The sequence below is a fragment of the Mesorhizobium sp. B2-1-8 genome (genome assembly GCF_006442545.2).
Taxonomy (GTDB): Bacteria; Pseudomonadota; Alphaproteobacteria; order Rhizobiales; family Rhizobiaceae; genus Mesorhizobium.
This window is the reverse complement of the sequence record NZ_CP083952.1, coordinates 5,908,226-5,934,783: the sequence shown is the minus strand read 5'-3', so window position 1 is coordinate 5,934,783 and position 26,558 is coordinate 5,908,226. Positions and strand designations below refer to the sequence as shown.

18 protein-coding genes and 2 pseudogenes are annotated in these 26,558 nt (G+C 60.1%); 8 read left to right on the top strand and 12 right to left on the bottom strand.

Annotated elements, in window-relative coordinates; translation table 11 throughout:
• Window positions 1-226: 226 nt before the first annotated feature.
• The 3 genes from FJ970_RS29140 to FJ970_RS29130 form a co-directional block, all read right to left on the bottom strand.
• Window positions 227-1,393, bottom strand: a complete 1,167-nt coding sequence (locus FJ970_RS29140) for a porin (RefSeq protein ID WP_140756735.1) — start codon at window positions 1,391-1,393, stop codon at window positions 227-229.
• 302 nt (window positions 1,394-1,695) lie between these two features.
• The gene (locus FJ970_RS29135; protein ID WP_140756737.1) at window positions 1,696-1,878 is read right to left on the bottom strand and encodes a hypothetical protein; all 183 of its coding nucleotides are present in this window, start codon (window positions 1,876-1,878) and stop codon (window positions 1,696-1,698) included.
• 50 nt (window positions 1,879-1,928) lie between these two features.
• On the bottom strand, window positions 1,929-2,996 hold the full coding sequence (locus tag FJ970_RS29130) for a cyclic nucleotide-gated potassium channel (protein WP_140756739.1): 1,068 nt from the start codon (window positions 2,994-2,996) through the stop codon (window positions 1,929-1,931).
• Window positions 2,997-3,366: 370 nt separating this feature from the next.
• Here FJ970_RS29130 and FJ970_RS29125 point away from each other — a divergent pair, with 370 nt between their 5' ends.
• Window positions 3,367-4,431 carry a RelA/SpoT domain-containing protein gene (locus tag FJ970_RS29125; RefSeq protein ID WP_181178366.1) on the top strand — a complete coding sequence of 355 codons (1,065 nt, stop codon included), beginning with the start codon at window positions 3,367-3,369 and terminating at the stop codon, window positions 4,429-4,431.
• Between the two features lie 311 nt (window positions 4,432-4,742).
• Here the strand turns inward: FJ970_RS29125 and FJ970_RS29120 are convergent.
• A pseudogene (locus FJ970_RS29120) lies at window positions 4,743-5,177 on the bottom strand (ATP-binding protein); the annotation flags it as partial.
• Between the two features lies 1 nt (window position 5,178).
• Here FJ970_RS29120 and FJ970_RS33820 point away from each other — a divergent pair.
• A pseudogene (locus tag FJ970_RS33820) lies at window positions 5,179-5,320 on the top strand (ABC transporter ATP-binding protein); the annotation flags it as partial.
• Between the two features lie 48 nt (window positions 5,321-5,368).
• On the opposite strand, the gene FJ970_RS29115 reads toward FJ970_RS33820, so the two are convergent.
• From FJ970_RS29115 to FJ970_RS33965, 3 genes are all read right to left on the bottom strand, one after another.
• A complete protein-coding gene (locus tag FJ970_RS29115) occupies window positions 5,369-6,778 on the bottom strand; it encodes an adenylate/guanylate cyclase domain-containing protein (RefSeq protein WP_140756743.1) in 1,410 nt (469 codons plus the stop codon).
• 270 nt (window positions 6,779-7,048) lie between these two features.
• On the bottom strand, window positions 7,049-9,961 hold the full coding sequence (locus tag FJ970_RS29110; protein ID WP_140756745.1) for a trifunctional glycosyltransferase/class I SAM-dependent methyltransferase/polysaccharide deacetylase: 2,913 nt from the start codon (window positions 9,959-9,961) through the stop codon (window positions 7,049-7,051).
• Window positions 9,962-9,967: 6 nt separating this feature from the next.
• The gene (locus FJ970_RS33965) at window positions 9,968-10,117 is read right to left on the bottom strand and encodes a glycosyltransferase family A protein (RefSeq protein WP_415752054.1); all 150 of its coding nucleotides are present in this window, start codon (window positions 10,115-10,117) and stop codon (window positions 9,968-9,970) included.
• Window positions 10,118-10,590: 473 nt separating this feature from the next.
• On the opposite strand from FJ970_RS33965, the gene FJ970_RS29100 reads away from it, so the two are divergent.
• Genes FJ970_RS29100 through FJ970_RS29085 form a run of 4 tightly spaced genes read left to right on the top strand, consistent with a single transcriptional unit; the run spans window position 10,591 to window position 15,903 of the window.
• Entirely contained in the window at window positions 10,591-11,256 is a 666-nt protein-coding gene (locus FJ970_RS29100) for a hypothetical protein (RefSeq protein WP_140756749.1), read from the top strand.
• A 7-nt stretch (window positions 11,257-11,263) separates the two neighbouring features.
• A complete protein-coding gene (locus FJ970_RS29095) occupies window positions 11,264-14,323 on the top strand; it encodes an OmpA family protein (protein ID WP_140756751.1) in 3,060 nt (1,019 codons plus the stop codon).
• A gap of 32 nt (window positions 14,324-14,355) precedes the next feature.
• Window positions 14,356-14,829: a Rab family GTPase gene (locus tag FJ970_RS29090; protein ID WP_265336207.1), complete on the top strand. Its 474-nt coding sequence runs from the start codon at window positions 14,356-14,358 to the stop codon at window positions 14,827-14,829.
• A 3-nt stretch (window positions 14,830-14,832) separates the two neighbouring features.
• Window positions 14,833-15,903, top strand: a complete 1,071-nt coding sequence (locus tag FJ970_RS29085) for an adenylate/guanylate cyclase domain-containing protein (protein ID WP_140756755.1) — start codon at window positions 14,833-14,835, stop codon at window positions 15,901-15,903.
• A 128-nt stretch (window positions 15,904-16,031) separates the two neighbouring features.
• Here FJ970_RS29085 and FJ970_RS29080 read toward each other — a convergent pair whose 3' ends face one another.
• On the bottom strand, window positions 16,032-16,712 hold the full coding sequence (locus FJ970_RS29080; RefSeq protein ID WP_140756757.1) for a redoxin domain-containing protein: 681 nt from the start codon (window positions 16,710-16,712) through the stop codon (window positions 16,032-16,034).
• Window positions 16,713-16,731: 19 nt separating this feature from the next.
• Window positions 16,732-20,031, bottom strand: coding sequence for an adenylate/guanylate cyclase domain-containing protein (locus FJ970_RS29075; protein WP_140756759.1), 3,300 nt, complete (start codon window positions 20,029-20,031; stop codon window positions 16,732-16,734).
• 238 nt (window positions 20,032-20,269) lie between these two features.
• Here FJ970_RS29075 and FJ970_RS29070 point away from each other — a divergent pair, with 238 nt between their 5' ends.
• On the top strand, window positions 20,270-22,042 hold the full coding sequence (locus FJ970_RS29070) for an adenylate/guanylate cyclase domain-containing protein (protein WP_140756761.1): 1,773 nt from the start codon (window positions 20,270-20,272) through the stop codon (window positions 22,040-22,042).
• A gap of 22 nt (window positions 22,043-22,064) precedes the next feature.
• On the opposite strand, the gene FJ970_RS29065 is transcribed toward FJ970_RS29070, so the two are convergent.
• The 3 genes from FJ970_RS29065 to FJ970_RS29055 all read right to left on the bottom strand — a co-directional run bounded on the left by FJ970_RS29065 (window position 22,065) and on the right by FJ970_RS29055 (window position 24,858).
• Window positions 22,065-23,438 (bottom strand): hypothetical protein, encoded by a 1,374-nt coding sequence (locus FJ970_RS29065; protein WP_140756763.1) that lies wholly within the window; start codon window positions 23,436-23,438, stop codon window positions 22,065-22,067.
• Window positions 23,438-23,959: a GNAT family N-acetyltransferase gene (locus FJ970_RS29060; protein WP_140756765.1), complete on the bottom strand. Its 522-nt coding sequence runs from the start codon at window positions 23,957-23,959 to the stop codon at window positions 23,438-23,440. Before FJ970_RS29060 ends, FJ970_RS29065 begins: the two co-directional genes overlap by 1 nt.
• 74 nt (window positions 23,960-24,033) lie before the next feature.
• Window positions 24,034-24,858 carry a hypothetical protein gene (locus FJ970_RS29055; RefSeq protein ID WP_140757047.1) on the bottom strand — a complete coding sequence of 275 codons (825 nt, stop codon included), beginning with the start codon at window positions 24,856-24,858 and terminating at the stop codon, window positions 24,034-24,036.
• Window positions 24,859-25,064: 206 nt separating this feature from the next.
• Between FJ970_RS29055 and FJ970_RS29050 the strand changes: the two genes are divergently transcribed.
• A complete protein-coding gene (locus FJ970_RS29050; protein WP_140756767.1) occupies window positions 25,065-26,480 on the top strand; it encodes an adenylate/guanylate cyclase domain-containing protein in 1,416 nt (471 codons plus the stop codon).
• Window positions 26,481-26,558 lie beyond the last annotated feature (78 nt).

Here is a 26,558-nt window from a genome sequence, read left to right as displayed (position 1 = left end):
TCCTGCCTGCGTATCCTGGCCACAGAGTCTCCCGCCGTTTCGAGCGTCGCTTGCCAAGCAGTTTTGCTTCCTGCTTTCCTTTCGCTGCGAGGATTGCTCTTCCACGTCTGCAAGCGTGGCAGCAGGCGGGCGGCCATGCCATCGGCTGTCCGAAGTTCCATACAGACGGCATAAAAAAACCCGGCGGTTGCCCGCCGGGTTTTCGATTTCAATCAGGCAGCGCCTGTTAGAAGGAGCGCTGGAAGCGGAGCATACCGCCGACGCTGTTCTTCTTGTCGGCATTCGTCCAGTTCGAGAAGCCCACATCGCCGAAATGACCTGCGTGCAGGTAGTCGACTTCGGCCGTGACTGTGAAGCCGGGAACGATGTCGTAGGCAACGTTTGCAACGAGACTGAGGTTCTTCCAGTCGTCATAGCCCGCCTGGGCGTTGAACGAGGTCTTCTCGTTGAACTTGTAGGTGCCACCGCCCCAAACTGCCCAGTTGCCGCCCCACTGCTTGTAGAAGCCGCGGCCGCCAGCCGGGAGCGCATAGCTGGTATCGTTGAGGTGGTTGTCAGAACCATAGCCGCCCATGATCCACAGCGACAGTGCGCTGGAGACATTCACGTCCAAGCGAACCTTGCCGGCCACTTCTTCGTAGTTGCTGTCATAAGCGACGACACCGGTGATGGCGCCCCAACCCTGCGTCCACTTCACGCCACCGACGACATGCGGAACGTAGCTGTCGATCGTGCCCACGCCGTAGGCACCAGGAGTGCCTTTGCCCGAACCTTCTTCGAGCGAAACCACGGCCGAGAAGCCGTTGCCGGCGTCGAAGTAGTACTGCACGACGTTGGTGTCGAAGTCGCCGTAAGGAACAAGCGTATCCTGGATCACGTTGCCGGCGTAGCCGATGAACGTGTTGAAGGCCGATTCGTCCTTACCGACGCGCAGGCCGCCGAGCTGGATCCAGGCGAAGTTCAGCGACGCGCCCGTGTTGCCCGCAGGATTGCCATAGTAGGAGGCATAGCCGTTGCGATTTTGGAAGTTGAAGCGGGTCTCGGTGTAGGTCTTCAACGTGCCGAGCTCGGTTTCCTGGCCGGTCCAGGTCTTCAGCGTGAAGCGGGCCTTCTTGCGCCAGGTCTCCTGTACGTCACCGTCCTTCACGTCACGGGACTTCGCACCATCGAACGAACCGACGTCGCCACCGCTGATGTCGTAACGGATATAGCCACCGATGCGCAGGCAGGTTTCGGTGCCGGGGATGTAGAAGTAGCCAGCGCCGTAGACGTCGCAGATCTTGACGTATTCAGCGGGTTCCGGCTCGGCGACGACGACGGCGTCGGCGGCGCGCGCACCGGAAACTGCGAGCAGAGCCGCAGCGGAGCCGAGGAGAAGGCTCTTGATGTTCATTTTCTGACCTCCAGTCAAAAGTTAAAAAACGGGTCTGGGTATTCTTTGCTGAAGGACAGCGTTCCCTGCCCCATCCCCACTACCGAAAAAGATGCGCACCGCGCCGCTCCTTCGAATTCGACATTACCCATGAGCCGGCGGCGTTCAACAACGATCGTACCGGCGAAAGGACAGTTCGGCTGCTATCCCCGACCTGTGTTGCAGAAACGTCACGATTTGGCCTCACTCAGAAAGCTCTCGTTAACTATCGGGCCCGCCGCAACCGCCTGTTTCCGGCCGAATCCGGCGATCGGCCGACGGAATCATGGCAAGGCCTGGAGTCGTCTGCCAGGGAATTGCCGCGGATTCGCCGCATCCGAGGAAAGGCCGATGTTCGGCGCGCTCAAACTTTTCCATAGAAAGACGCGGCCTTGTTGATTGTGCCGGCGCTCGGCTGCCGCCTCGGCGAAGCGCCCGGTTTGACCTGGAATGACATCAAGGAACATAGCGTCAGTTTCCGGATCCGCGTCCTCCTCCTGGCGAACGCCTGGTACGGTCAAGCCGTCGGTGCCGCGCCGTGCCGTTCGCGCGCGGTCTTGCGGATGATTTCCGCGATTTCCGGGCTGCTGCTGCACAGCATCTGGAAATCCGCCGCGTGCAGCGACAGGAGTGAGACCGCCGTTGCGGCGCTGACGGTCGCCGAGCGCGGTTCGCCGCTGATCAGCGCCATCTCGCCGAAAAAGGCGCCAGGGCCAAGCTCCACCGGGTGTGGCGTCGCGACGCTGACACGGCCCTCCACAACGAAGAACATCCGATCCCCAGTCTCGCCCCTGCGGCAGATCACGGCGCCCGGCGGCAAATTACGAGGTCTCAACGCGCGCACGATCTCGACCAGCGTGGCCGGGCCGAGCTTCTGAAACAACGGCACGGCGGCGACCAATTGCCAATTGCGGACGAAATCCTCGCGGCGGATTTCTTGATAGAAGCCGGAGGCAAGAATACCGGCCCAGAGCGCGAAGACGCCGATGCCACACATCATGACCGCCCCGGCAAGGAGGCGGCCGGCGAAACTTTGCGGAATGGCGTCGCCGTAACCGGTGGTGGACAGCGTGACCACCGCCCACCACATTGCCTGGGGGATGCTGCCGAACTTTTCCGGTTGGATGTCGCGCTCGATGACATAGGCCGCGAGCGCGACACCGAACAGAACGACGCCGAAGAGCGTGGTGACGCCGATCAGGTTGCGCGCTTCGTTGGCCAGCACCCTGCCCAGTACCGGGAAGAAAGTCGAGTCGCGCAGCGGTTTCAGCAGCCAGACAGCACAGTAGAGGCTCCGGTCGGGCGTGCCGACGAGCAGAAATGCGGCGAGTGGAACCAAAACCGCGAGCATATCAACGGCGATTGCCGGCGTCCTGTCCCGAAGGTCTCCCGCCCAGCGCTTGAACAACGTCTCGGCCATCTGCAGAAGATAGGCGCCCCAAATGACCGTGAGCACGGCAGTCAGAGCCAGCCTGCTTCGTCCGGACATGTCCGGCATCGTGAGCGCAGCCACCGCCAGCAGCCCAGGCGCAGCCAGCACCGCGTTGAGCGGCGCGTAAATTCTCAGGAAAGGCAGTACCGACATTCTGTGCCCACGAGCGGATGCTATTCCTCCAGAATAGGATGCCTTCAAGGCAAGCGCAAAGGTGCTTACTTTCGCTGCGATGTTCATCACACGGTGAAACTCAGATGGCCGGGAAAGTGAACAGACGCATGGTCCGACGTCGCATGCGCTTGAGCTGCAGGAGTCGGTGAGGTTAGCGCCAGCGCAACTCGAGGAGGCACTGTCGAGGGCTTCCGGCTTCGATCCCAGCCGCTCTGAGCGGACTTCGCGTACACAAAGAGATACGATCCATGCGATCGATTCCCTTGCGGTAGTCCCGCCAGTCCAGAATGAGGCGGCCTACCTTGATTATATGGGTCCAATGACTGAGTACCCGCGCCTTGAATACAGCATGAAAGCCGTTCGCAAGGCAGGCGATCGGCTGGCAAAACCTATGCAGTTCGGACGAGACATCACTGCCGGCCAGTATGTGGACGCACTCGAAATCTTCTCAATCGCCAATAGCTGGCGCGACTCGCACTTTCTGCCGATGCGGAGCGTTCGGTTCTCTGTCGGTCACCACATGAGAGCCCTGCGGTTGAAGGGCGACATGGCATCGCGTCCGAAGCGCATGGCATCCATTCGTCGGAAGCTTCGAGAGTCCACCACCAATTTGGATACCATGAACGATATCGGCGGCTGCCGAGCAGTCATGCCCGACATCAAAAGTGTTCGCATGCTTCTCGCATCGATGCGAGACAGGTTCCCCCATGAGATACACTCTCGGGAATTTGACTATATCGATGAGCCGAAGCCGGACGGCTATCGAAGTCACCATATTGTTTTCCAGTACCGACCCAGAGCTGCCGACACTGAGGCTTTCGAGGGACGACGCATCGAATTGCAAGTTCGGACCACACTTCAGCACTCATGGGCAACTGCAGTTGAGGCCGTCGGGCTATTCCGGCGCCAGGACTTGAAGCACGGAAACGGCGAGCAGGATTGGCTACGCCTTTTCCAGCTTATGTCGGCGGAATTCGCGTACGTTGAGCAGTGTCCCGTTCCTATCGGTGTTCCGGATCACGATGACCGAGTGCGGGAATTGCGGGATATCAACACGCGTATAGGTGCGACAAGCATATTAGACGACATCAAGGATCTTCCCCTCTACTCAGAGAACGTCGTCCAGAAGACGGAAAAATTTCGATACTATTTGCTCCAATATAGCAAAGATCATAACGTAACAATTGAACCATACAGAACTATTATGTTAGGCGTGCGGACGTTGGAGGAGATAGAGAAAAAGATCGAGATAAGAGGTATTGATGTAACGGCCGCCTTGGTCGAAGTAGATAAATTTGAAAAACTTATTGAAATGTACCCGAATTATTTCGGGAACATTTCCTTGTTTGTCCGTAATCTGAAATCCATCTGCACGGGAAAGGCGGATATCGAATACAGTCTAGCAGACTTTTGAAACGGCACTCGCCACCGGACCGCAGCGGTGACTCACTGGTTCGGAAGGGATTCGGAGGTGACGAGTGCGCGGGGGCGACGATCGAACTGGCGAACTGTTCAGCTACGCTGACGTTGAGGCTGACGGAAGCCTGTAGACGCTCTCCCCCTCGACGAGCAACGCCTCACTGTCAAACGGCTTCCAAAACTGACCCCCGATCGGCGTCCAATTTTGACCCCCCCTTATGTAATGCGCGGCGGTCAGCGTTCGCCCGGGCGGAGCTGGTCAGGGTTGCGCAGCCCGGGCGAAGGCGGATGACGCTTGGCAGGTGATCAGGCGCGGTTCTTGAAGCGCCAGGATTCGTTTCCGGTCTCGATGATCTCGCAATGATGGGTGAGACGGTCGAGCAGCGCTGTCGTCATCTTGGCGTCGCCGAAGACGGCGGGCCATTCGCCGAACGCCAGGTTGGTGGTGACGATGATCGAGGTCCGTTCATAGAGTCTGCTGATCAGGTGGAAAAGCAATTGTCCGCCGGCCTGGGCGAAGGGCAGATAGCCGAGTTCATCGAAGACGACGAAGTCGAGCCGAGTAAGATGATCGGCAATGCGGCCCTGCTTGCCGCCGCGGTGCTCGGTCTCGAGCCGGTTGACGAGATCGACGACGTTGAAGAAGCGACCGCGCGAGCCGTTGCGGATCAGGGCGCGGGCAATGGCGATTGCCAGATGCGACTTGCCGGTTCCTGTGCCGCCGATGAGCGCGGCGTTGCGTGTGCTTCTGGTAGACCAGAACGCGTACGCCGCGTTGGGCATCGCGGACCGAGGCTATGTGATGGAAACCGGGCGCATGACCATGCAGGGCCGCCGAGGAACTGATTGCAGACGAGCGGATAGGCGCTGACTATCTGGGTTCCGACACAGCTGTAACACATGAAGGCAGCCAAAAGCATCGCCGTGTGCGTCTATCCTCGCACAATGCGATAGACAGTCGCATCGCCCTCTACACCTCGAAGAGGCGCATCAAACGCGACGATGCCTAGGCCAGCAAGCAGGTCGCTCACGCCTGGCGCGGAATAGAGCGCTTCGGAGATGCAAATCTGCCCGGCTTCCGCCAGTGACTGCACGCGTGCGGCGACATTAACGGTCTGGCCGAAGTAGTCGAGGTTCTCGTTGAGCGTGACGGCGATCGATGGACCGCAGTGGGCACCCATCTTTAGGATAATACCCGGCCTGACATTGTCGCCATTGAAGCGATCGATTTCTTCAAAGATGTGAAGAGCGGCCGAAATCGCATCCGGTGGCCGCGAGAATACTGCCATCACCGCATCTCCGATCGTCTTTACAACGGCGCCGGAATGCTGGTGGACCGCAGCATTGAGAAGCGCGAAATGCTCGCGGACGAGGGCATAGGCGTTGAGATCGCCCAGGCGCTCATACATGGCGGTGGAACCCTTGAGGTCCGTAAACAGGAAGGTGATCTGCCGGATGCCGAGCCCCTCCTTCTCGTCGACACGCTCGGAACGGAAGAGCTGGCGGAAGGTTTGCCGCGCAAGCAGAGCCCCGCCGGAAACATATGGATCGAAATCGAGCGCCGGTTTGGTCTTCAACGCGACAAGCTCGGGCGGCCAGTTGATGAGAAGCAACGCGCCACGACCGGGCCCGGTATTCGCAACCTCAATGACAACCGGACCGGGCGGCACGACCGGCAACGCCGGCAAGAAACGCTTGCCGTCATAATTGATCTTAAGAAGTGTCGGTGCCGACACCGGATCCCCTGATATAGGTACAGCGAACGCAGCCTGTGTCTGCACGTTCACGCCCGACAGGGATCCGGCATCGAGGTCGGCGCGCAGCATTGTTGTGGTGCCCGGAGGCAGGAACGTCATGCCCCGCACCAAGCCTCGCAAAAGGTCCAGAAAGCGTACGTCCTGCCCGGGCAGCCGTCCGTCATTGCCAAAGCGTAGCTTCCAATGAAAATCCTCGACAGAGAGCGTCTCGGGCTCGTGGAACGGAAGCCGCCGCAAATGGGGCGATACAGAGAAGGAGACCTCGATGAAGTCGTCGAGGTCGGTATCGCCCGATACGTCGCACAGGCCGCAGACGTAATGGGTCTGCAGCGTGCGCAGGGCGCCGAAACTGTCGAGCACCATCCCGGACTGGGGACAGAGCACGTCCCAGCTCATATCGAACAGGCCGCAGCGAGCCGCGTGAAGGAAGAGGTCGATTGCTTCAGGCTCGGCGATTGCGCGGTCGCGGGCGAAGGCCAGCGGATTGACCCGATACAGCGCAAGGTCGTCGCCGCTCCTGACAAGCGTTTCGAATTTTGAGATGACGCGCGGGCTCCATGCTCGCGCTTGCTCGATCTCGGTCATCTTGCGTTCGAGAAGACGATCGTTGACCACCGGAACAACAGCTCCACCCGTTTGCCCTGCGGCAGCTTACCAAAATTCGGCCCCGATGCGAATGGATGGAAATCCTTCGTCTGTCTCGAGCCTTAGGGCGGCACGTGCCACGCTGGTGCAGGTGCTCTGAACGTCGGCATAGGGTCGTCACGAGCGTAGGACCGCAAGGTCACGCTGCGAAGTGTCTCGTCGATCTTGCGCATTGTGAGCGGAAATAATGACACTGACAAAGCTCACCGTTCAATTGAGCACGGCCTCGACGGTGGCAACAAAGTCATCGAGCGAACGATCCCCACGAATCTCGATGCGTGGAAGGTCGATGGGATCGCTATCAAGGTCCGCCGGCCCGTGTCTGCCGCCGAAGCCGATCCGATAGCCGGACTCCTTGGCCAGCCCGCCGAGCCGTCGGTCGGTGACGGAGAAGGGTGCCGCGAACGCCGAGATTGGCCGGCCGGTCCACCGTTCGATGAACATCCGAGAGCGCAGGAGTTCGGCCGCCAGGTCAGAGCTCGAAAGACCATCGATAGCGCGATGCGTCGCCAGATGGCTTCCGAAGAACGCACCTTCGGCGGCGAGACGTCGCACCGTCGCGGCGTCCATAAGCGGCGCCGGCGGACCGCTGACGGCGTCCCACTTTGCACTTTCACCCACCAGGTCCGTCACCAGGAACACTTCCGCGGTCAGGTCGTGCGCACGCAGAATCGGCCAGGCATGGTCGGCAAAGTTCTGAAAGCCGTCATCGAAGGTGATGAGCACCGGGCGGCCAGCGAAAGGCTGACGGTTGGCGACGGACCATTCCAGCTGCTCGGACATGATCGCGTGAAAGCCGTTTGCGCGCAGCCATGCCATCTGGCTCGCGAATGCGGCGGGCGTGAGCCGGAAACGGGCGAGCGCGGCCGGACCTTCATCGGCGACGCTGTGATACATGAGGACAGGGATGCGTTGCCGCCGCTCGCTGCGCGCGACGTCGCGGCGCAAGACCCGCGCCCCGCCCCAGACGATATTTCGCGCGACCCCGATTCCGAGGGGTGCGCGGACCGGCACATGATCGATCACCGGCTCCGTCGCCATGTGGTCCGGTGACAGGCGGCGGAAGCGATCTATGCGATAGAGTTCGGTCTGGATCGATTGCGCAAGAACGAGTCCTTCGGTCTCTGCCAGGGTTTGCGAGATCGTTTGTGCACCGAATGTGTTCCAGTCGAAGCCCGTCCTTTCAACATTGTCGCGTAGCACGAATGCGTGTGCGTTGATGAAACTGCCGCCAGGCGCCAATGCCTCAACGAATTTCTTGGCGATGCGACGCAACCCGGCGAGATCATCCAGGTAGTAGAGCACTTCCGAACAGACGATCAGATCCATCTCACCGGGCAGTGTGTCCGCAAAAAAATCCAGGACGCCGAACTCGACATTCGGCTGGTCCGAGCAGCGCGCGCGCGCCCGTTCGATGGCTACGGCGGAAATGTCGGTTGCGGTCAAATGGCCCACCAGCGGCGCCAGTTGTCGCGTGAAATGGCCCTCCGCGCAGGCCAGCTCAAGCGCTCGTCCGATGGGACCGGCCGGCAGAATCTCGAGCTGGCGCTCATATTTTTCCTGCTCGTAGGGCGAGCTGTAATTCCAGGGATCCTCTATCGCGAAATAGCGATTCCAGAACAAAGTACGATCCTTGTCGTGGCCATCCGAGGCCGGTGCACGGCGCGGCGCCGGAATAGGCTGCGTAGCTTCGGCGCTCGACCGAACCAGTTCCCGCGCTTCCGAGACCAATCGCGCGAGTCTGCCGAAGTGGCTGTCCGGATCAGGCCGGCGTTCCGCTGTGGTCGACAGTGCCTCGGCTGCAAGCGTGTTTGACGTGTCGGCACCGTCGTCCTTTTGCGGTGCGAAATTCAGGATCAGTTCAATCCAGTGACGCCTTGTCACTTTCCCGAGTACGCCGAACTGCACGACAGCTTCGATCTGGCCATCCATCATCAGGTAGGCATAGATTTGATCGATTCCTTCCGGAAGCTCGGTCGAGGTTGGATTTCGAGCGTCGACACGAATTCCGAGTGTCCGCGCCAGCCTGCGAGGTGCGGCAAGATCATCGGCATCGAGAAGCATTTGCTCGAGATGATACTGGACGCGACGACCCGCGACCGGATCGCCCCAGACCTTGCCGAGTTCGATGATCAACTCGGTGAGGGCGCCGCCAAACCTGTTCCATCGGGCAGCCAAATGCGCTGGCACCGATAGGCTTCCTACCATAAGGCCATCGAAGGCCACCTTGGCGATCTCACGCGCCCATTTGCGCCCTGCCGGGAGCGCGCGCACGGATTTCGGGTCGATCGAGCCCCCGCCGCGGCCGCAATCAGCTGCCGCGATCCACAGCGCGAACCACGCCAGTGCCTCGGAAGCGGTGCGGCCGTCCGCCGAGGTCGCCCCATTGGCATGCGCCGAAGCTGGGTGCTTGACCCTTGGGTCGGCGGAAAAGCCGCGGGCGATGACGATTTCCGCGTCTGCCAGCATCTGCGTCGAATTGCGGGTGAGCGAGTTGGAGCTTGCCCGATAAAAAGCGAGCGGCTCGTCGACCATCACCCAAGGTTTGCTTTGACGTGCGACGCGCTGCCACAAATCCCAGTCCTCGCAGGTGCGCAGCGACACATCGAAACCGCCCAACTCGACGATTGTTTCCCGGTCGACCAGCAGCGCGTGAGTGGCGATGGCACATCGGCGGGCGAATGTTTCGAAGGGCTGGATCGCGATCTCGGGGTCGATGCTCGACGGCGTGAGTGCTCCATCGGGCATCACGCGCCGCGAACCGCAATAGGCGGCCACCGCATCGGGAGCGGTTTTCAGTGTGGCCAGCATTGTCGCAAGGAAGCTGGCATCCACCCAATCGTCGGCGTCCAGGAACATCAGCCAGCGGCCACGCGCCATCGAAACCCCTATATTGCGCGCCCCCGCGGGGCTATTCGCGCAAGAACTCAACGTCCGAAATCGGGCATCTTGTTCCACATAAGCGGCGATGAGCGCGGGGGTGCGGTCCGTGGAGGCGTCGTCGACGATGATCGCCTCCCAATCCGCGATTTCCTGATCGAGAAGGCAATCGAGTGCGCGCGTCAGCGTTACCTCCGCGTTGTGCGCAGGAACTACGATTGAAACCAATGGATTATGCGCCACGTTGTCTTACCCGCGCCTGGTTCGTAAGAGGTAGTACAAGTTGCGTCGATCTTTGTCGGCGCAGGCCGTCACGATCGACGCCGATCCATTCGACCCATCGTCCACCACGACTATATCCACTATCTGGTAGGTCTGCCGGCGGCTGCCGGCATGCATTGCGCCGATGCTTTGCTCGACATTGAACATCGGTACCACACCGCCTTGCGGTAGCATTCTGGATCATCGAGCTTTCGTTTTCTTCGGCAAGAGTCGGCGAATGTCAAAACCGCATAACGGCATCGGATGGCTGCACTGCCCTGTCAAGATCGGGGCGAATTAGGGTAAGAAAAAAGACTTGAAGACAGGCTTGAATGGCAAGCACTCATGCCCGACGCCTTAGAGCTGCGGCCCTCGGCAAAAAAGATAATCGCGGCGAAGACGCGAGCGCAAGCTGATCCGGATCGACCACTCGGAACTGCGGCCGAACTGCGAGCGCTGCAGTTGGTTAATGATGGATCTAAGGCGCTCGAAATTGCGCGCGAGCCGGCTTAAGCCGAAAAAATTCCGGCTTGCGAGCCGGGTATTTTGCTGACATCTTTACAAGTTGCTAAATTAGTGCGGTGGCTGCTGTTCAAATGAAGGGTATAGGGATGGCCAAGGAATCTTCGAGTACCGCTTCTCCGGCAAATAAAGCGGACGGAAATCTAACAAGTAATGCAGAAGCAAACGGGCTGGCCTTCATGGCGGGCCAGGCTCGCGAGAGCGGGACCCCCGGCGACGCTGTAGGTGTCGACAAGATACGTGATCTGCTGTTCGGCAACCAGATGCAGGACTATGACCGCCGCTTTTCCAAGCTTGAAGAACGGGTCTTGCAGCGCTTCAAGGATGTCGAATCCGAGGCCAAGCGCAATCTTGAAATGTACGAGTCAAATGCGAAAAAGCAGGTCGACTCGCTTGCGGCGCAATTGCGGAACGAAAAAGACGCGCGAGCCGACGCCGACAAGGAGATTGACCGGAATCTTCGCGAGCAAAATCAAGCGCTTGAAAAGCAGGTGCGCGCGTTGTCGGATCAATTGAACGAGCTTGAGCGCGAAATTGCGGACCGGATAAATCGAAACGATCATTTGCTGCGTGAGGAAATCAAGCAAAAGAATGAAGGCATTCAGATGCTGATGGAGAAAATGTTTTCCGATCTCGGCAATGTCAAGACCGACCGAAATCTTTTGGCTGGCCTGTTTGTCGAGGTTGCAAAATGTCTGAATCAGGATCCCGTCGGCAGCAAGACCAACTCGGAGCGTAGCTGGAAAGTGAGTTGATCGGAACTTGACGTCGACCGTCGACCCAATCAGCCTTCCAAAAAAAACAGCCTCGAACGATACAGAGATTGATCGCGAGGCTCTGGCCCGTCTTTTGATCGAAATTGCCCGGAACGTTGATCCGGACTACCGTGCGCGTCTCGGCGGAGTTCCAACCGCCGATCCTCGCATGGAAACGCTGCGCCAGTTGCTGGTCAGCCGCGAAATTTCGGAGCTTTCACGAGTTACGCATCTGCTCGACGAACCGGAGCAGCTTGCGGCAGCAGTGGGCGACGTGCTTCCCAGTGCGGCCGCACGAGCGCCTCATGCGCAACTCGGCGAGGCCCTTGCGCCAGCTGTCGAAAGGGCTGTGCAACGGTCGATCCAGAAGAGCCCGCGTACGCTGACGGATATATTATACCCGGTGTTTCTGCCAGCAATTCGCAAGTCGATCGGGGAAAAGATCGACCAGACCTTTCAGTCGCTGAATGAAACTTTAAGACATATATTTACCTGGCATGGGCTCAAGTGGAGACTCGAATCCTGGAGGACTGGTGCTAGCTTCTCTGAAGTTGTACTGAAGCATTCTCTTATCTATCGTGTCGAGCACGTCTTTCTCATTAATCGCAATTCGGGTCTTTTGATAGCGCATGTAACTGCGGACAATGCGACGAGCGAAGATCCTCAACTCATTTCTTCGATGCTTAGTGCAATTCAAGATTTTGTGAAAGATTCATTTAACGAGAAAGAGCAGAGCGGCCTGGACACAATTCGTTTTGGCGACCTTCGTCTCTGGTCGGAAGTTGGACCGTTTGCGACCCTGGTTTCGGTGATCCGAGGAAATCCGCCAGAAGAACTGCATGAAATAGTTCGCGATGTATTGCTTCGTATCCATGAGGAATGCTCGCAGGCTTTAGTGGAGTTTGACGGGGACAGTTCGCAGTTGGCCGGCATAGAGGCGCAGTTGCGGACCTGCGTCGAGCTGAAGCAGGAGGAGTCAAACGAGGGTTTTCCGTGGCTGGTGGTGGCTCTGGCTCTGCTGCTTTTGAGTCTGGCAGGCGGTTGGTTCTTTCTTTCCTGGCAATCCGGGCAGCGATGGCAGGCCTACGTGTCGCGACTGGAGACCCAGCCGGGCATCATCGTTGCCGAACAAGAGATACGCGGCGGCCAATTTTATATTGCCGGCCTCAGAGACCCGCTTGCCGCCGACCCGCAGTCGCTGTTGTCTGGAACGCAGGTCGATCCAGCCCGGGTTCATTCGCAGTGGCATTTTTATCAGAGCCTTGAACCGGAGTTCGTGTTGAAGCGCCTGACGGCGTCGCTGGCTCCTCCGGACTCAGTACGACTTTCGATCGTAGGGGATCGCATCGTTGCCGAGGGTGAGGCTCCCGACACCTGGATAGATCGGGCGCGCGCAGCGGCCCGACAGCTTTCGGCAGGCGGACCGGAATTCGACATCTCCAAGGTTCGTGATGTGAGCCCCCAAGCACGCGCGGCAGAGCACTGGCAAGCCTATGTGTCGCGACTGGGGACCCAGCCGGGCATCATCGTTGCCGAACAAAAGATACGAGATGGCCAATTCTACATTTCCGGCCTGAGAGACCCGCTTGCCGCCGACCCGCAAGCTCTGCTGTCCGGAACGCAGGTCGATCCCGGCAGGGTCCATTCGCAGTGGCAATCCTATCAGAGCCTTGATCCGAAGTTCGTGGTGAAGCGGCTGACGGCGTCGCTGTCCCCGCCGAATTCAGTGCGGCTTTCAATCGTCAATGATCACATCGTTGCCGAAGGTGAGGCTGCTGCCACGTGGATCGACCAGGCGCAGGCCGCCGCACGGCAGCTTTCAGCAGGCGGGCCGGTATTCGATATTTCCAGGGTCCGTGACCCCGAAGAACGCGAGGCGGAGCGCTGGCAGGCCTATGTGTCGCAACTGAAGACCCAGCCGGGCATCATCGTTGCCGAACAAAAGATACGCGACGGCCAATTCTACATTTCCGGCATGAGAGACCCGCTTGGCGCCGACCCGCAGTCGCTGTTGTCGGGAACGCAGGTCGATCCCGCCCGGGTTCATTCGCAGTGGCAATTCTATCAGAGCCTTGAGCCCGAGTTCGTGTTGAAGCGGCTGACGGCGTTGCTGTATCCGCTGAAATCGGTTCGGCTTTCGATCGTCGAGGGTCGCATCGTTGCCGAGGGTGAGGCTCCCGACACCTGGATAGATCGGGCGCGCGTAGCGGCCCGACAGCTTTCGGCAGGCGGACCGGAATTCGACATCTCCAAGGTTCGTGATGTGAGCCCCGAAGCACGCGAGGCGGAGCACTGGCAGTATTATGTGTCGCGACTTGAGGCCCAATCGGGAATCATCGTCGCCCAACAACGGACGAGCGGCGGACAATTCTACATTTCCGGCCTGAGAGACCCGCTTGCCGCCGACCCGCAAGCTCTGCTGTCCGGAACGCAGATTGATCCTGCCCGCGTTCATTCGCAGTGGCAATTCTATCAGAGCCTTGATCCGAAGTTCGTGGTGAAGCGGCTGACGGCGTCGCTGTCCCCGCCGAAATCGGTTCAGCTTTCGATCGTCCAGGGTCGCATCCTTGTCGTGGGTGAGGCTTCTGCCGGCTGGATCAACCGGGCGCAGGCCGCCGCCGAACAACTTTCGGCGGACGGAGTGGTTCTGGATGTCTCGCAGCTGCGTGAGCTGAACCTTGCAGACCTTAATTATTTGAGAGAAGCCATCCAGGCGACCGATATTTTCTTCTCTTCCGGCAAAGTTGTGCCGGGACCGGAGCAGTTGCCGGTTCTCGACAGGTTGGCGGATCAAATAAAGGAATTCGCCCAAGATGCCCGCAAGTCAGGCGTAACAGCACGGTTCATGTTGACCGGGCATTCGGACACCACGGGCCGTGAGACGGCCAACGCGTCGATCAGTGCAGCCCGCGCCGAGACAGTTCGCGCGCTTCTCAACAAGCGCGGAGTCGCTCCGGAACTGCTGCTGGTTCGGGGCGCGGGCACTTTTGAGCCGCTGGTGCCAGAAAATAGTCAAACCGGGAGCTCCACCAATCGCCGGGTCTCGATTTCGGTAAACCTGGACTAGCGGGGCCCAAGATGTTGCAAAGAAAGATATGCATGCTGGGCGGGTTCTCTGTCGGAAAGACGAGTCTGGTTCGCAGGTATGTGCAGAGCATCTTTTCAGAAACCTACTTGACCACGGTGGGAGTGAAAATCGACAAGAAGAGTGTCGCGCTCCCGGACAAAACCGTGGATCTGATTTTGTGGGATTTAGCCGGTGAAGACGATATCGGCTCATTCCGCGTCAGCTATGTGCGAGGTGCAACCGGGCTTGTGCTTGTCGTCGATGGAACGCGCCCTGCCACTCTTGCCGTGGCGCTCACGCTACGGGAACGGGTCGAGGCCGAATTCGGCGCCATGCCGTTTGTATTGCTGTTCAACAAATCTGATCTGGCCGATCGGTGGGCAGTATCGGATAGTGAGATTGACGAACTGAGGCAACGTGGATGGCAAATCTATCTAACAAGTGCGCTTTCGGGTGAACATGTTGATGATGCGTTTCGTCAACTTGCTTCGATGGTAGCCAAATAGACCATGCATGGATTGCCAAAAGAAGTTGAAAGTTGGATTTTCAATTTCTTCTACAATGGCAACTCTGTCGCATATCTGAAAATCGACGCCCAGCTTTGCATAGCTGCTAAGGGCGGTAATGTTGAGCACTACGGGCTCTCGTCGCTTCGCATTGGCGAGCCTGTTGCCGAGCAGCTTGAATTCATGGAAGGTTTGCTGCCTTGCCCGGAGCTTCCGTTTCACATTGCGATGGTCGAGCTGCCCGGCGGGCGTGTCGCGGACCTTCATTTTTTTGCTGACAATGCCTGCGTGTGGCTGCTCTTTCTTGACGCCACTGCCGAACGCGACAATAGGCAGCGGCTTCAACAAAAGGCTTATGAAATGACACTCCTGCAAGAGAGGGAGCGTCAACTCAACGAGAAATTACAATCGACGAACGAGGCGTTGAGGAAGAGCCAGGAGGGATTGGCGCGTGAATACCAGCGCGCCGAAACCCTGCTCCTCAACATTCTTCCGGCGTCGATCGCGGAGCGGTTAAAAGCGCACAAAAAAATTGCTGACAACCACGCAGAAGTGAGTGTGCTTTTTGCCGACATAGTCGGTTTTACGGAACGAGCGCGGAGCGTCGGAGCCGTGACGACGCTCGCTATTTTAAATTACTTCTTCAAGGCGGCGGATCGGCTCTCGGAACGATACGGCTGCGAAAAGATCAAGACAATCGGCGATTGTGTGATGGTGGTCGCTGGCCTGCCCACCGCGCGATCCGATCATGCAAAGGCCCTCGCGCGCTATGCACTTGAGCTGCGCAAGGCGGTTAAGCGCGAACGCTTCGCGGGAGAACCGCTGACACTCAGAATTGGAATTCACTCAGGCCCAATCGTCGCGGGCGTCATAGGCAAGAGGCGGTTCGCCTATGACCTGTGGGGCGACACCGTTAATCTCGCCTCGCGTATTCAAACGTCCGCGGAGCCCGATGAAATCCGTATTTCGGATGCAACTCGCCAAATGCTTGGACCAAATTTTGCTTGCGACCCACTCGAGGAAACGGAATTGCGTGGTACCGGTCGTGTGCGAATGTGGCGGCTCCCGGCCTGATTTGCCGCGCGACAGTGCCGACCCTGGAGCCCACGCGCCTCAAGCCCTAAGCTGTAACGCGAAGTTTTGACCCAATCGTGACCTTCATTGTCCGCTTGCAAATGGCAGCAATGCAGTCTTCCGACGATCTATTGGGCGACTTGGGACACGGCTGACATCAGCTCCTGCGGGCTCGCCGCCCCAAACATATATCGTCCACCTTCTGGAACCTCCGTGAAGCTCCAGCGAACGATCCCCTGCCGGTCCAATAGGAACTGACCGATCAGTTGTCCGTGTCCCGTCGCCATCATCTGCGCGTCGGCTTCGGTCACTTCGTAATTGTCCTTCTTGTCGAGGAATTCGCTGGCCGCAAAAGGATCCATTGGACCGGGCAACTCGCCTGGTATGTCGACCCGCATATCCTTTGCCGCTGCCATCGAGACCTTGTACGGCCAGTTCGTCTCGTCTTGGGTGAATTCGAGATTGGGCAGTCCAAAAGCACGATGTGAAGCGCGTTCAGGGTCGGAGGCCGCAAGCAGATTCGGCATCGGGTGGTAGCGGAAATAGAGACGCGCCCGTTCGATCGGCGTGTTTACCACCGTCAGGCTCTGCACGCCCTTTTCACGCAGCTCCGGATCGAGCCGCGCCTGGGCGGCGATATGGCGCCGGCAAAACGCACAATGCAGACCTCGAAACAGGCCAACCAACACCGGCTTTTGTCCGCGAAAGTCGTCAAGCGCGATCTTGCCTTCCTGGGTAATGGCGTCGAGTACCAAGTTCGGCGCACGGTCGCCCGGTTGAAGCGGTACCAAGTCAATACGCGCGGACATTTCGGACCTCCAACCCCGGCTAATCGAGAAAGGGCAGCACCACAAGCGCTTCCGGGTCGAGCCCGTGCTGGGCGCATATACCCTGCGCCAGGGAAAAGTACCGTTCGGCCTCAGCCAGATTGTCGAGGTCGAGATTAAGCGTTGCGAGACCATCATAGCACGGAAACAGCAGTTGGGGTTCGCCCGTTTCGCGGGCTACGTCCAGTGCTTCGTGGAACAAGCCAACGGCCAGTTCCGGACGGCCGTTGCACTGGTGGATCTGCCCAAGCACGATCAATGGTACCGGCAGGTGCTCGCGCTGGTCGAGCGCCCGGTCGATCTCGATGGCCTTCTCGGCAGCAGGCACGCCCTCCGTTGGGCAGCGATCCGTGAAAGTACAACAAGCGACCGCCAGATTGGCGAGAAGGCGCGCCTGGAAGCCCAAATCACCAATATGGCGCGCGACTTCAAGACCGCGTCGGCAGACCTCCATCGCCTTTGCCGGATCGATGGTCGTGTAAAGCACGCCGAGATTGGTGTAGCCACGGCAGGCCGCGCCCAGCAGACCGGCGGCTTCGGCCAATTCAATGCTGTGCTCGACCTGACCCACGGCTTCACGGTTTCGCCCAAGGCGAGCCAGCGCGACAGCCTTGGTATTGAGGGCCTCGGCGGTCACAAGAGTGGCCTCACGCCCTACCTCGGAGACATGCTCCGTTGTCAGAGTGCGTACGCAATCCAACGCCGCGTCCGCCCATTTTGCCGCGAGAGCGTGATCTCCGCTCCGGAACGCCTGTCGGCCACGTTCTTCCCAGAGATGCGCCTGCTCGATCGGAGCATCCGCTCCATCGAGGAGCGCTGCCGCTTCAGCGTAGCGGGATTCTGCTTTGTCCCGCTTGCCGACGTCCCAGAGCAGCCGACCGATCTTACGCAAAATTCGCGCCGACGCTACGCGATCGGCCGACTCGCGGTATGCCTGCAACGCCGCCTCATAGTGGTGGTGCGCGATCTCGCGGCGGCCCGCCGGGCCGCTCAAATCGGCAATGCGCTCGGCAATCGTCAGTTTGAGCGGTGTTTGCCCGGTCGCCTCCAACGCAGCCAGTGCTCGCTCGTAGAAACGAAGGGCGTCGTCGTTGGCGTATATCATGCGAGCGCGATCGCCGGCCGCCTGCAGGTAATGCGCGCCCTTCTCCCGCTCGGCGCTCTGGGCGAACTGATGACCGAGCACGGTCAAATCCTCGAGCCGTTCCGGATTATCGCCGCACAGTTGCTCCAAGGCAGCACCTATCCGCCCGTGGATTTCGGTCCGGCGTTGCAGGAGCAGATTCTGGTAGATCACGTCCTGCAGCAAGGTTTGCGTAAAGCGGTAGCTTTGCGACGAGACAGAGCCTGATCCGGCAACTTCCTCGATGATTTCCGCATCGCAAAGCAGTTCGCAGCCGGCTTCTAGCCGGGCGGGGTCGGCTGTCACGGTCTTCAGAAGTGTGGCATCGAAGCGCGGGCCGATTACCGCGGCTTCCTGGGCCAACCGGCGCACCTCTTGTGGCAGCCGGTCGACGCGAGCAAGCAACATTGCCTGGATAGTGGCGGGAATGTCGGTTGCGACTTCGCCTGCCACAGTCCGCCATCGCTGGCCCTCGCGCATCAGTACACCGCGATCGATAAGGCCGCGAACGATCTCCTCTACAAAAAGAGGGTTGCCGCCCGCCCGCTCGAGGATCTGATCGACGAGCCCTCCCGCGGAGCTTACCCAGCTCTCGCCGAAAAGCGCGGCCAGCAGGCTGCGTCCTTCATCGCTGTTGAGCGGCGAAAGCCTGAGTGCCGTGTGACTGACCCGACTTGAGTCGAGCTGGCCGCTGTCCGGCGCCGAGCGATGCGTGACCAGCACCATCAACCGCGTGCGTTCCAACCTGTCCATCACGAAACGCAGTGCCTCGAGCGAAACGGCGTCGGCCCAGTGCAGGTCTTCGACGACAATCAACAGCGGCGACAACGCAAGCCGCCGTTCGATGATGGTACGGACCGCGTAGAGAATTTGCCGCCGTAGCTGCTCGGGTTCGACATGCTGCAAGGTGGCATCGGGGTCGCCAAGGCCAAGCACATGGTAGAGCAAAGGCATCAGCTGGTTCGCCTCCTCGCCCCGCAGGCCGAGATCGGCAAGCAAGCCTGCGAGCTTCCCGCGCATTTCGTCCCCATTGTCGTTTTGCATTATCCCGGCAGCACTGCGCACCACTGCACCCAAAGCGCCAAATGATTGTTCGCCCAGCGGTGAGCACGTGGCCTGTCGCACGGCGACGTTGCGGAAACGATCCTCGTCGCCGACACGGGCGACGAACTCCTTCACCAGCCGCGATTTCCCGATGCCGGCTTCTCCGACGAGGCGGACAAGTTGGGCCGAGCCGCCGCACGCCTGATCCAGGCTCGCCAGCATTCTATTGAGCTCCGCAGCACGACCTATCATCGGCGCGCTGAGGCCGAGCGCCTCGAGCCCACGCGCTGCACGCGGCGCCGCAAGCGGTGCATCCAGTCGATGGACGAGCACACTGCCAGCCTTGCCGCGAAGCACGACATCACCCATCGACTCGTAAGAGAAGGCATGCCGGGTCAGTCTGTGAGTGAGTTCGCCTACCAGCACTTCACCCGGTGCGGCCAGCGATTGCAGGCGTTGCGCTGTATTTACCGTGTCGCCGGTCACCGAATAGGATTTGGCGGTGCCGATGCCTAATCGTCCAGTAACGACCGGACCAGTGTTTATGCCGATGTGGAGTAATAGAGGCGAGCCGGCGTGGGGGGGGCTTTTGCCGAGCCGCGCCGTCCGGGCGATCATGTCGAGAGCGGCGCGAAGCGCACGTTCCGGATCGTCCTCATGCGCGACCGGCGCACCGAACAAAGCGAGCAATGCATCGCCGATGAATTTGTCGACGAAACCACCAAAGTTTCGCACGGCCGCCGTCAATTCCTTGAACAGTTCGTTCTGCAGCGTTTGCATGACCTCGGGGTCGAGCTGCTCGCTGAGTGTGGTGAAGCCGCAAAGGTCGGCAAAGAGGACGGTTACCGTCCGGCGATCGGCGTCAGAGATGGGATGCAGCCCTTCGTCGCTATCGATGTTCGCAAGCAGCGACGGAGTTCGAGAAGGCGGCACAATGGTTCGGCTTGGTGTCGGAGCAGGCCGTTCGACGGCTTTTGCAGGCGCACCGACGCTTGCCCCACATTTCGGACAGAACTCGAAATCAGGTGCGCAAGGATAGCCGCAACTGGCGCATGGCACGGGCTGGCGCTTGCCACACTTCGGACAGAAAGCATAACCGCCCTCAACTTTGAAACCGCAGCCTGCGCAGTCCATCGAACCAGACCTCACTAGGGGCCGTGACGGCGTGATCTCCCTACGCACTTCACGGCCAGGGTATTCACAAGCATGAACCGATAGCCGTCGACCGGCAAGCGGTAGCGCAAATGGGCATCGCGATCGGGTGGGGCCCGTGGCAGCGCGAAGCCAATTCGGGTTTCTGCGTGGCTGTCGGTTGCGAAAGTTCCCTCTTGGTTTGGTCTTCCTGCTATCATGGAGGTGAGGAGACGGACCGTTGAGCGAGAATCGGAAGCTAGCCGCAATTCTAGCTGCGGATGTGGTCGGATATAGCCGGCTCGCGAGCGCGGACGAAGATCGCACTTTGGCGAGGTTGCGGGCACTGCGCAGCGACCTGATCGATCCGATCATCGCAGTGCACCACGGCCAGGTGATCAAGCGCACCGGCGATGGGGCGCTGGTTGAATTCCGGAGTGTGGTGGATGCCGTGCGCTGCGCCATAGAGGTTCAGAATGGTATGGTTGAGCGCAATGCCGGCGTGCCGCAGGACCGACGTATCGAGTTCAGGATCGGCATCCATCTGGGAGATGTGGTCGAAGAAAGCGACGGCGACCTGATGGGCGACGGCGTCAACATCGCCTCGCGTCTGGAGGGACTCGCGGCACCCGGCGCCATCTGCCTGTCCGAGGATGCCTATCGCCAGGTCAAGGCGAGGCTCGACCTCTCGGTCAGCGATCTCGGCAGCACACAGCTCAAGAACATCGCCGAGCCGATCAGGGTCTATTCGCTGCTAGTCGGCAGCGCCGGGACCAAGGCGGCCGCGACCTCGGAAACCGCGACGAGCCGGCCGGCGACGGCAGCGCCGCCGAAGCTGTCGATCGCCGTGCTGCCGTTCGCTAACATGAGCGGTGACGCCGAACAGGACTACTTCGCCGACGGCATCTCCGAAGACATCATCACAGCGCTGTCGAAACTGTCGCAACTCTTCGTCATCGCACGCAATTCGTCGTTCACGTTCAAGGGCCAGAACGTCCATGTGCAGGAGGTGGGCACGAAACTCGGCGTGCGGCATGTCCTTGAGGGCAGCGTACGCAAGTCGGGGAACCGGGTGCGCATCACCGCGCAGCTCATCGATGCAACCTCGGGCGGCCATCTTTGGGCGGAGCGGTTCGATCGCGACCTGACCGACATATTCGCCGTGCAGGACGACGTGACGCAGCAGATCGTCGGCGCGCTGGCGCTCAATCTGACTGAGGGTGATCGGCAGCGGCTGGCGCCCGAGGACCCGCGCAACACGGAGGCGTATGACTATTTCCTGCGGGGCAGGGAGCTGTGGCACCGGCTGACGAGGGAAACGAACGTCGCGGCCCGCGACCTCTTGCAACGTGCCATCGAACTGGACCCGAAGTTTGCCTCTGCCCACGCATTCCTGGCCCTCACGCACGGACTCGATTACCTGAACCGGTGGAGTGCGTCGCCGCCGGAATCGATGGCGCAAGCGGAAGAGGCCGCAACGCGAGCGGTAACGCTGGATGGCAGCGATCCCTGGGCGCACTGGGCGCTTGCTATTGCCAAGCTGTACACACGACGACACGATGGGGCCATCTACGAGGCTGAGCGCGCGCTAGTCCTCAATCCGAACTTCGCCGAAGCGCACGTCGTTCTCGGCGAGGCGCTGTACTATTCGGGCAGATCCGAGGACGCCCTCGAGAGTTTTGCCCGGGGGAAGATCTTGAATCCCTATTTTCCGGATGTGCTTCTGCACTTCCAGGCTTTGGCCTTGTTTCAACTGGGAAGGTACGAAGAGGCCGTTGACCTCCTGATGCAACGGCTGGCTCGCAACGCTGTCACCGACGTCTCGCGGGCGCTTCTGGCCGCCAGCTACGGCCATCTGGGCCGTTTCGCCGAGGCCCGGGCAGCATGGCAGGAGGTGCTTCGCGTCAATCCCGACTATTCGCTGGAATACCGTCGCAAAGTCCTGCCCTACAAGAACCCTGCCGATTTCGAACTCGTGGTGGAGGGGCTCCGCAAGGCCGGTATAGTGCAATGACAGGTGAGGCCATGCGGCCGGATCAGACGCCGTAGGCTTGGCCGATCTTGCGCCATCGCGCGTTTTCGCGAACCAGTTTCAGGTTGTCGGTGGTTTCGGCAAATGTCCGCGAACGGTATTGCCGGAGCAGGTCCGCGAAGAGCGCCCCGTCCGGCAGGCCGGCAAGCTGCTCGCGGACCGAGATCTTTTCATCGATGACCCGGGTGCCCCAGGCATTTTCCCTTACCCGCAGCTCCGCAGCCAGATCACGTTCTTCCGGCGCGGTTTCGTCCAACGCAGCCAGGAGGATCGAGTGGAAAAGCGCTACATAGCCAATCTGTCTCAGGCCGCCGACAACCCGCACCCGCGGCAATATGGCAAGAACGAGGAACGTCAGGAACAAGTTCGGCAGCAGCATGCCGTCCAGCAGCGCCTGGTTGAGATGTGGCCGCTCAAACGGGATGGAAAGACCATGCGGCTTGTCAGGCTCGATCAGGTGCCCGTTCTCAAGAACGAGCTTGCGCACGCGCTCCTCGCGGATGCCCCAGAAATAGTCCGTGGCATTGGGCAGGAATCTGCCGAATGGGCCCGATGCGGCCTCTTGCAATTCATGTTCGAGACGCTGGCGTCTTGCGGGTTCGATGAGCAGCCTGGAAAGAAGACTGCCGTCATATTGTAGATGCCGCGCCATGACAGCCGCGGCGAGCCGATCATCGATGAAAACCGGCAGGGCCATGCCGGAACGATCCCAATTGGCGACCAGATCCTCGTTGAGGGCTGTCATGGCATCGGCCGCGGTTCCGAAGACCTTATCCTTACTGGCAAGCAATGTACCTAGCCAGCGGCTGGCATCCGTTTCATCACCCGCCGTTTCGAGCGCGCGCTTGTTGAGGGAGACGGGACCGGCCGCGCAGGCGCTTTTGCTGCACAGCTTGTGGCGCCCCATGCCAAACAGGTTGACCTTGTCGTCTCCGAGATCGAGCCATCCGGGCCCCTCCCGGCCAGTTGTCTCCATGGTCATCGTCGTTCCCATGAAGCCGACGAAGGCTGACAGCTCGTTTTCGACCGCGCCGAGCCAGGCAAGCAGGAGGGCATCGAAGGTGATCCGGTCCATCAGAAGCAGGCAGTGCAGACCGGACTGAATCACCGGTCTGTGCTCGAACTCGTCGAGGGTTTTGCCGATCTCCTCAGGCTGCATAGTTACGCCGAGGCGCTGATGCAGGACTTCGCGCAGGATCGAGCGGGCAGCGATCGCCGTGCCGGATGCAGGCCTTGCCACCGGCCGCCACAGATGGCGGGCGTAGTCGGAAACTGGAGCATTCCAGTTCTGCTCGATGTCACGCACGACTTCCGGGCAGAGCAGCGACAGCACAGCCAGAATTTCCACGGGGGGGACTGGGGCGAAGACGGCGGTCATCAGAACCGCAACCGGGCCATGCTCAGGAGGTCGTGATACTGCCCGTTGGTAAGACCGGCCTTCACATGCCGGCCTTCAACCTCGAAGCCGTGGCTGGTGTAGAGACGGATGGCCGGCTCGTTGTCGGCATAGACGGTCAATTCGACCCGCTTCAGGGCGCGCCAGTTGTCGGCCACGTCAAGCAGCGCGCCAAGGATGGCAGAGCCGATGCCCTTGCCGACAAAGGCATCGTCAAGGCCGATATTGATCTCGCCGATATGCGAACGGCGCGGCGAACCCTGCACGACCAGGCTGCCATGGCCGACGACCTTGCCGTCCAATTCGGCGACGATCCAGGTGGTTTCCTGGCCGGACTTGGCGATGCGCCGCTCCACCTGATCCACCGTCTCGAAGGGCATCCTCAGCGTCCCCCAGCGGAAGCCCGGCATGTTGAAGATAGCGCAAAGCGCCTCCGCATCGCTTGCCCGGACGGCCCGGAGCTGCGGCTGGATTTTCTCGGATGGCGAGGTCGTGCTGGTCATGACTTTCCCGGCGAAGGCAATCGGCCCGGCACGATGCACCGGACGTCACCTGAAAATCCAGCCGTCTCTGCAGCCTATGCTGCCGATTGCGAACCAAAATACCGGGATGCGGTGTAGAGTTTGAAGGCGCCGCTGATGCCGATCCAGCCGAAAAGGGCGAGCCAGCCCAATGTAGCGGCCGCCGTCCAGTCGATCCGGTGCACCGCAGCGTTGGTGATAACGAGGCCAAGAATGGAAAGCAAGCCGACCAGAAATTGCGCCAGGCCTAGCACCAGCAATTCTTCGCGCGGCGCACTTTTCCAGACGAGATAGGTGCCGCCAGCGCCGGCGAGGAAGATGGCGCTGTAGACCTGGGCGTGGAAGGGATCGACCGGCCATGGCCAGGTGCTGCTGACCATCAGGGGAAACAGCAACATGCCGAAGCCATAGACCCCAAGGATGGCCGTTTCCGCCAACATGTAGCTGCGCCATGCGGGGCTTAGGGTCACGCCATTTGCTGACGGACGGGCCCTTGCCCGCCACAGGAACAACCCGGACACCGCGACCGAACCAAGATAGACCAGAAACCAGAGCCAGGTCGCTTTGCGCCCAAAGTTGAAATAGCCGAGATTGATCAACGAAACCGCCGACACGATTACGGTGAAGATGAGAGCCATGACCAGCACGAGCCTGCCCGGCGACCAACGATTCCAGAACAAGAGCGCCGCCATCACTGCCATTTCGGCGGTGTAGAAGCCGCCGAGAAAGCGGGCACTGAATGGCGTGACGGGCCAGGGCCAGCGCGGCTTGACCAACGCAGGCGCGAAAAACAGGCCGGCGCCGACGATCAGGACGATAATGACCCCTGCCGAGAAAAGCCGAAACGCCGCGGGAAATGGCGGGTTGTCGGATGTCGGCACGGGAGAAAGCCCCAAAGATGAATGCGCCATGTACCCATCATAGTGCCGCTTGCGGCCGGTGAAAATCCGCCGAATTCAAATTGAGCTGTCACCAGATCTATCCATTCGAATGGCCGTTTGATCCCTTTCGACGTAAGATGGTGTGCGCGGACCGAAGACCGGTCCGGCGAACACGCCTGGGAGGCGCATTTTCCGGAGCCTGCACGATGACCGAAGCTCAGGATCTGTTCTCGCTTCTGCGGCAATCGACCGATGTCGATCCGCAGGCAATCGACGCGATCCGGCGAACCATCGCCGAGGGCAAGGACCACGAACTTTGCCGCATCAATGCGCTGGCCTTCGCCAGCAAGAATGGCCTCGACGAGGAACGCACCATCAGCGCCTTTCTCCATGCGGCGCGGGTGGGCATCTTCGACATCTCCTGGAATGTTCTGTGCCCCGGCTGCGGCGGCGTGCTCGACACCAACGCCACGCTGAAAACAATGCAGAAGGACGAATACACCTGCGCGCTGTGCTCCCAGGGCTATTCGCCGACCCTCGACGAGATGGTCGAGGTGACATTCACCGTCAGTCCCCGCATACGCAGGATTGCCGCCCACAATCCGCACGAACTGCCGTTGATAGAATACTTCCGCCAGATCTACTGGGCGTCCGGCGCCGATCTGCCGGAAGAGGATTTCGCGGAGAAGATTGAAGCGTTCTCGCTGGAGGATATCGAGCTTGCGCCCGGTGAAAAGGCGGTTCTGCCCATACAGCTTCCATCTGAATTCGTCATCGTCTTCGAGCCGGTCACGCATTCAGCGCAGTTCATCGACGCTAAGGGCGAACCAACAAAGGAGCGCCGAAGCCTCTCATTGGTTTTCGACCGCGACCATGTCCAGAACCAGACGTTGGAGATGCAACCAGGCCCTTTGCGCATTTCGCTGGAAAACAGGACCGACACCCGCGTGCTGCCGACGGTCTTCATCGCCGGCCACGCATTGCATGATTTCCTGGGCAAGCGCCGGCCCTTCCTGACCGCCAAGCGCCTGCTAACCAACCAGACGTTCCGCGATCTCTATCGCACAGACACGCTCGACATCAACCAGCGGCTGAAGATCACCAGCCTGACCTTCCTGTTCACCGACCTGCGCGGATCGACCGAGCTTTACGAGCGGGTGGGCGATCTTTCAGCCTTCGATCTCGTGCGCGAGCATTTCCAGGTGCTGCACGAGATTGTCGCGGCGGAGGCGGGCGCGGTGGTGAAGACGATCGGTGATGCGGTGATGGCGACCTTCGCGACGCCTGATCGTGCGATTGCCGCGGCCCTCAGGATGCGCGAGGCCATGCGTGCGCTCAATGAAAAAAGCGGGCGCGAGGATCTGCTGCTCAAGATCGGAGTCCATGCCGGCCCTTGCATCGCAGTGTCCATGAACGAGCGGCAGGACTATTTTGGCCAGACGGTCAACATTGCATCACGGGTCCAGAACCTGGCCAACCCACAGGCAATCTTCGCCACCCGTGCGGTGGTCGACGACAATCTCACCGCCGATCTGTTGCGCAGGAACGCGCTGACGCCCGTGCCTCACGAGGTCTCGCTGCGCGGCATTGAGCGGGAGATCGCGGTGTATACAATCACCTGAGGAATTCCAGAGCAATTCCAGGAAAAGCCTGAAACGGCTTTCCCGGGAAAGCGCGTAACGCTTTCTCTTGGGAATTGA